The 6,193-nt window shown below is 72.0% G+C and carries 5 protein-coding genes; 1 reads left to right on the top strand and 4 read right to left on the bottom strand.

What is annotated here, in order from left to right:
- The 4 genes from AN218_RS36870 to AN218_RS20370 form a co-directional block, all read right to left on the bottom strand.
- Positions 1-283: 2-oxoglutarate dehydrogenase E1 subunit family protein (locus tag AN218_RS36870; RefSeq protein ID WP_216311785.1), on the bottom strand; the 283-nt coding region annotated here is incomplete at its 3' end.
- A gap of 244 nt (positions 284-527) precedes the next feature.
- Positions 528-1,655 carry a HAMP domain-containing sensor histidine kinase gene (locus AN218_RS20380; protein WP_375537799.1) on the bottom strand — a complete coding sequence of 376 codons (1,128 nt, stop codon included), beginning with the start codon at positions 1,653-1,655 and terminating at the stop codon, positions 528-530.
- Between the two features lie 127 nt (positions 1,656-1,782).
- Complete coding sequence (locus AN218_RS20375) at positions 1,783-2,616, bottom strand: response regulator transcription factor (protein ID WP_070018337.1); 834 nt, start codon at positions 2,614-2,616, stop codon at positions 1,783-1,785.
- Positions 2,617-2,695: 79 nt separating this feature from the next.
- Complete coding sequence (locus tag AN218_RS20370) at positions 2,696-3,538, bottom strand: spermidine synthase family protein (protein ID WP_244900554.1); 843 nt, start codon at positions 3,536-3,538, stop codon at positions 2,696-2,698.
- Between the two features lie 143 nt (positions 3,539-3,681).
- On the opposite strand from AN218_RS20370, the gene lon reads away from it, so the two are divergent.
- Positions 3,682-6,159, top strand: a complete 2,478-nt coding sequence (gene lon, locus AN218_RS20365) for an endopeptidase La (protein WP_070018336.1) — start codon at positions 3,682-3,684, stop codon at positions 6,157-6,159.
- Positions 6,160-6,193: the final 34 nt, after the last annotated feature.

Genomic DNA, 6,193 nt, shown 5'->3' with positions numbered 1-6,193 from the left:
CGTGCGCGGGTCCGGCGGCGGCACCCGACGTGCCCGCCGCTGCGCCCGGCGGCGCGGCGGAGGCCGACGCGGCTTCTCCCACGGCTCCCGCGGTCTCGGTGCCCGGCTTGTAATCGGCGAAGAAGTCCCACCAGGCTCGGTCTACCGAGTTCGGGTCCTGGAGGTACTGCTGGTAGATCTCGTCGACGAGCCACTCGTTCGGGCCGAACACGGCGGCGGGATCGCTTCCCTGACCGTCCTGCTGGGTCGAGACGCTCGAGCTCTTCGGGGACTGTGACGACACGGCGGCAACCGCCCTCTTCCGCGTTCCTAAAGGTGGTGGACAGCGGGAACAAAGGCTACGCCTCTCCCCGCCTGACTTGCAGTCCAGGCCGGGTTGTCGTCACGCAAGTCACATCACGGGGCTGGTTTGCGCGCAAGATCCGGCGGGAAACAAGCAAGGTTCGCCACAGGAGGGAACCGCTCACCCCTCGCGTGCGTCCTTCTTGTCACGCCCCGCTGTGCCCGCCGCCGGACCGTCGCGCCCGTCAGACCTTCGCCTCCTCCACACCGGGAAGCGTGACCTGGATACGGCAGCCCTTCGGGGACTCCGCGACCCTGATCCAGCCGCCGTGCAGATCGACGGCCCAGCGTGCGATGGCCAGCCCCAGTCCGGTGCCGCCGTCGCCGCCGCCCGGACCCGAGCCGCGCTGCGAGGAGTTCTCCGCGGCCTTCGTGCGGTTGAAGCGCTCGAAGACGTGCGCCCGTTCCGACTCCGGGATGCCGGGCCCCTCGTCGAGGACCTCGACCTCCAGGCTCTCCCGGGTCGCACCCGGCCGCGCGCGTACCGTCACGCGGCCGTGCGGCGGGCTGTGCTTGACGGCGTTGTCGATGAGGTTGGCCACGACCTGGTGCAGCCGCTCCGCGTCGGCGTAGGCCGTCAGTTCGGGCGGGGAGACGTCGAGATGCAGGTGGACGTCCGTACGGGAGTGCCCCTGCCCCTTGCTCATGTTGGCCTCCTTGAGCACCCCGGCCATGTACGGCCACACCTCGAAGCGGCGGGCGTGCAGCGGCACGACGCCGTTGTCCAGGCGGGAGAGGTCCAGGAGGTGTTCGACGAGCCGGCCCAGCCGGTCCGTCTGCTGGAGGGCGATGCGCATGGTCTCGGGGTCGGAGTCGGAGACGCCGTCCACGACGTTCTCCAGGACCGCCCTCAACGCCGCGATGGGCGTGCGCAGTTCGTGCGAGACGTTGGCCACCAGCTCCTTGCGGTGCCGGTCGACGGCCTCCAGGTCGGCTGCCATCTGGTTGAAGGTCTCGGCGAGTTCGCCGAACTCGTCCCGGCGGTCGCCGCGTACGCGGCGCGAGTAGTCGCCGTCCGCCATGGCGCGGGCGGCGTCGGTCATCTCGTCCAGCGGAGCCGTGAGCGACTGCGCCACGAACTGCGTGATCAGCAGCGAGGCGATGATCGAGATGATGGTGATCACGCGCAGCTCGGTCGCGGAGTTGACCGCGAAGAGCGCGAGCAGCGTCGTGATCACCACGGAGACGATCACCAGCGCGCCGAGCGCCGCCTTCACCGAGCGGTACGGGTCGAGCGGACGCAGCCCCTCCCAGAGGCGGTCGAGCCAGCCGAGCCACACCGGCTCCCAGCGCCTGCGCAGGCGCTGGTGCACACGGCCCAGGGCACGCAGCGCGCGTCCGAGGAACCTCCCCGTGACGCGCACCGTCGTGCGCGGGAGCCCTGCCGCGCGGGTCGCGGAGGGCGAGTCAGGAAGCTGTGTCACGTCCCGGCGCCGCCCGTCAGGAACCGTCGGCGGCCGGCGCCGGATAGCCGCCGCCCGCGCCGCCTTCCGCGCCGGACCCGGCGTTGGCGCCGTTGGAGCCCGAGGAGGGTGTCTCCAGCGCGTAGCCCACGCCGTGCACCGTACGGATGCGCTCGGCGCCGATCTTGCGGCGCAGCGCCTTGATGTGGCTGTCGACGGTGCGGGTGCCGGAGGCGTCCGCCCAGTCCCACACCTCCGCGAGCAACTGCTCGCGGGAGAGCACGGCGCGCGGGGAGTGCGCGAGGCACACCAGCAGGTCGAACTCGGTGGGCGTGAGGTGCACGTCCTCACCGGTGACCCGCACCCGCCGCTGCGAGTGGTCGATCTCCAGCTCGCCGAGGCGGAGTATCCCGCTGCGCGGGGTGTGCGCGGCGAGCGTCGCGCGCTCCACGCGGCGCAGCAGCACATGGACGCGTGCGGCGACCTCGCGCATCGAGAACGGCTTCGTCATGTAGTCGTCCGCGCCGACCCCGAGCCCGACGAGCATGTCCGTCTCGTCGTCCCGCGCCGTGAGCATCAGCACCGGGACCGGACGCTGGGACTGCACCCTGCGGCAGACCTCCAGCCCGTCGAAGCCCGGGAGCATCACGTCCAGGACGATCAGATCGGGCTGCCAGGCCTCGGCGGTGTCGACGGCGGCTGGGCCGTCGCCCGCCGTCTGTACCTGGAACCCCTCGGCACGCAGCCGCATCGCGATGGCGTCGACGATCGTGGGATCGTCCTCGACGACCAGGATTCTGCGCTGTGCGCCCGGGGTGGTCGTGGAGTTCGCGCTGTTGCTCTGCGTCGGTGTGATGTTCTTCTGGTCCATTAGACCCCGCCCCTGCATGGCCCCGTGCCTTGTTTGTATGCGTGCTGGCAGAAGCGTAAGGGGCTGGTGTCGGCCGCGGCTATGCCGGTTTGGTTGCGAAGTGGACCACGTCGGGGACGCCTCGGACGGCGGGGATCTCATCCGCGCGAACCCTATGGAATCCGGCATTCCGCAATGCTTCCTGGAATGTCGGGGAGCTTTGTGCGGACCAGACGGCGAGGACGCCGCCGGGTGCCAGCCGGTCCCGGCACGCGGCGAGACCGGCGGGGGAGTAGAGCGAGCCGTTGTCCTCGGTGACCGTCCACTCCGGTCCGTTGTCGACGTCCAGACAGAGCGCGTCGAAGAGCCCGTCCCCGCGGCGCAGATACTCCGCGAGGTCCGCGTGCTCGATGTGCGTACGGGGATCGCGCTGCGCCGCCGTCGTGAGCGGGGAGAGCGGACCGTCGTCGCGGTGCCAGGCGATCACGGCCTCCTCCCGCTCGACGACCGTGACGCCGCCCCACTCCGGTTCGTCCGCCGCCTGTGCGAGCGAGAAGCCGACGCCGAGCCCGCCGATCAGCAGCCGGGGCGCCGCGCGGTGCGGGCCTCGGCGCAGCTCGTCCAGGGCGGCGCGTACGAGGAGGCGCTCGGAGCGCCCGTCGGAGGTGTCCATGAGGAAGGTGCCGTTGGCGATGATCTGGAGGACGTCGCCGTGCCGCCGCAGCACCACCTCGCCGTACGGGCCGTCCCGGCGGTCGAGGACGACGGGCCGGTCCTCCGGGAGTCCGTACGGCGCGGAATGCGCGGGCGGCGGTGACGGTTGCCGTGAGGTGCCGGACGCGGACGCGGACTTGGACTCGGGCGCGGGGCCGGTGGTCGCGGTCTCGCCGGCCGGGACGTCGGCGGACAGGGCGTCGCTGGGCTCCGTGGACATGGGCGGCATGCGTCCCATCCTGCCGTGCCCGGCGGATCCGGCCGCGCCCCGCCGGTGATCGCTGATGGCGAACAGAAGCCTCGCGGCGGAACATCCTCGGCCTCGAATGCATTGAGTGGGCATAGCTCAACTTGCCTGCCGAGGGAGAGATCATGGCTTCGACGTCCACACTGCTCACCCTGCCCGTGCTGCCGCTCGACGACGAGGTCGTGCTGCCGGGGATGGTGGTGCCGCTGGACCTGTCCGACAGCGAAGTGCGCTCGGCGGTCGAGGCCGCACAGGCCGCCGCCGGCGAGGGGGAGAACGGGGAGAACAAGGACAACAAGGGGGACAAGGGGGAGAAGCCGCGGGTGCTGCTGGTGCCGCGGATCGGCGGCAGCCTCGCCGGCATGGGCGTGCTCGGCCGCGTCGAGCAGGTCGGCCGCCTCGCGGACGGCGACCCCGGCGCCCTCATCCGCGGCCTGGAGCGGGTGCGCGTCGGCTCCGGTACGACGGGTCCCGGTGCGGCCCTGTGGGTCCAGGGGACCGTCGCGGAGGAGACGGCACCGGACGGAACGGCTCAGAAGACGGACGGCCCGGACGGCGCCGCCGAGTTGATGACCGAGTACAAGGCGATCGCCGCCGACTGGCTCCGTAAGCGCGGCGCCTGGCAGATCGTCGACCGGCTTCAGCAGATCGACGACGCCGGACGGCTCGCCGACAACGCCGGATACTCCCCGTTCCTCTCCACCGAGCAGAAGCTCACGCTGCTGCAGACCCTCGACCCCGTCGAGCGGCTGCGCTTCGCCGTGTCCACGCTGCGCGAGCACCTGGCCGAGCAGGACGTGGCCGAGTCGATCGCCAAGGACGTCCAGGAGGGCGTGGACAAGCAGCAGCGCGAATTCCTGCTGCGGCGCCAACTCGACGCCGTACGCAAGGAGTTGGCGGAGCTGAACGGCGACCCCGAGGACGAGGGCGAGGACTACCGGGCCCGTGTCGAGGCCGCGGCCCTGCCCGAGCACGTCCACAAGGCCGCGATGAAGGAGCTGGAGAAGCTGGAGCGCTCCTCCGACCAGTCGCCGGAGGGCGGCTGGATCCGCACCTGGCTCGACACCGTCCTGGAGCTGCCCTGGAACGAGCGGACCGAGGACGCCTACGACATCGCGGGCGCCCAGGCCGTCCTGGACGCCGACCACGCGGGTCTGCAGGACGTCAAGGAGCGCATCACCGAGTATCTGGCGGTGCGCAAGCGCCGCGAGGAGCGCGGTCTCGGCGTCGTCGGCGGGCGGCGCGGCGGTGCCGTGCTCGCGCTGACCGGCCCGCCCGGCGTCGGCAAGACGTCGCTGGGGGAGTCCGTGGCCCGCGCCATGGGACGCAAGTTCGTGCGCGTCGCGCTGGGCGGCGTCCGCGACGAGGCGGAGATCCGCGGCCACCGGCGTACGTACGTCGGCGCGCTGCCCGGCCGCATCGTGCGGGCGGTCAAGGAGGCCGGTTCGATGAACCCGGTCGTGCTGCTGGACGAGGTGGACAAGCTCGGCGCGGACTTCCGCGGCGATCCCTCCTCGGCGCTGCTGGAGGTCCTGGACCCGGCGCAGAACCACACCTTCCGCGACCACTATCTGGAGGTCGAACTCGACCTGTCCGACGTGGTCTTCCTCGCCACCGCCAACGTCATGGAGGCGATCCCGGACGCGCTGCTGGACCGTATGGAGGTCGTGCAGCTCGACGGCTACACCGAGGACGAGAAGGTCACCATCGCCCGCGACCACCTGCTCCCGCGCCAGCTCGAACGCAGCGGTCTGGAGGCCGGCGAGGTCGTGCTGGAGGACGGCGCCCTGCGCAAGCTCGCCGCCGAGTACACGCGTGAGGCGGGCGTACGGAACCTGGAGCGCTCGGTGGCCCGTGTGCTGCGCAAGGTCGCGGCACAGCACGAGCTGGGCGAGCGCCGACTGCCCGTCGCCGTCGGCCCGGAGGAGCTGCGCGCCCTCATCGGACGCCCGCACCACACCCCCGAGTCCGCCCAGGACCCGGCGGAGCGGCGTACGTCCGTGCCGGGTGTGGCCACGGGGCTCGCGGTCACGGGCGCGGGCGGCGACGTGCTCTTCGTCGAGGCGTCGCTCGCCGACCCCGAGACGGGCGGCTCCGGACTGACGCTCACCGGTCAGCTCGGCGACGTGATGAAGGAGTCCGCGCACATCGCGCTGTCGTACCTGCGCTCGCGCGGCGCCGAACTGGAGCTGCCGGTCGGTGACTTGCAGGACCGCGGCATCCATCTGCACGTCCCGGCGGGCGCCGTGCCCAAGGACGGGCCGAGCGCGGGCGTCACGATGACCACCGCTCTGGCGTCGCTGCTGAGCGGGCGCCAGGTGCGCACGGACGTGGCGATGACGGGCGAGGTGTCCCTGACGGGACGGGTGCTGCCGGTCGGCGGCGTCAAGCAGAAGCTGCTGGCGGCGCACCGCGCGGGCATCACCACGGTCGTCGTGCCCAAGCGGAACGAGCCCGACCTGGACGACGTGCCGGACGAGGTGCTGGAGAAGCTGGACGTGCGTCCGCTCTCCGACATCCGGCAGGTGCTCGAACTGGCCCTGACCCCGGCCGAGTCCGGGCCCGTGTCCGAGGGAGGGCACCAGCTCCCGGTGGCGGCCTGACGCCGCCACCGGGCACCCCCTCCCGGCTGGGACG

Source organism: Streptomyces nanshensis, from assembly GCF_001751255.1.
GTDB lineage: Bacteria > Actinomycetota > Actinomycetes > Streptomycetales > Streptomycetaceae > Streptomyces > Streptomyces nanshensis_A.
This window is presented reverse-complemented; position numbering and strand designations above follow the sequence as displayed.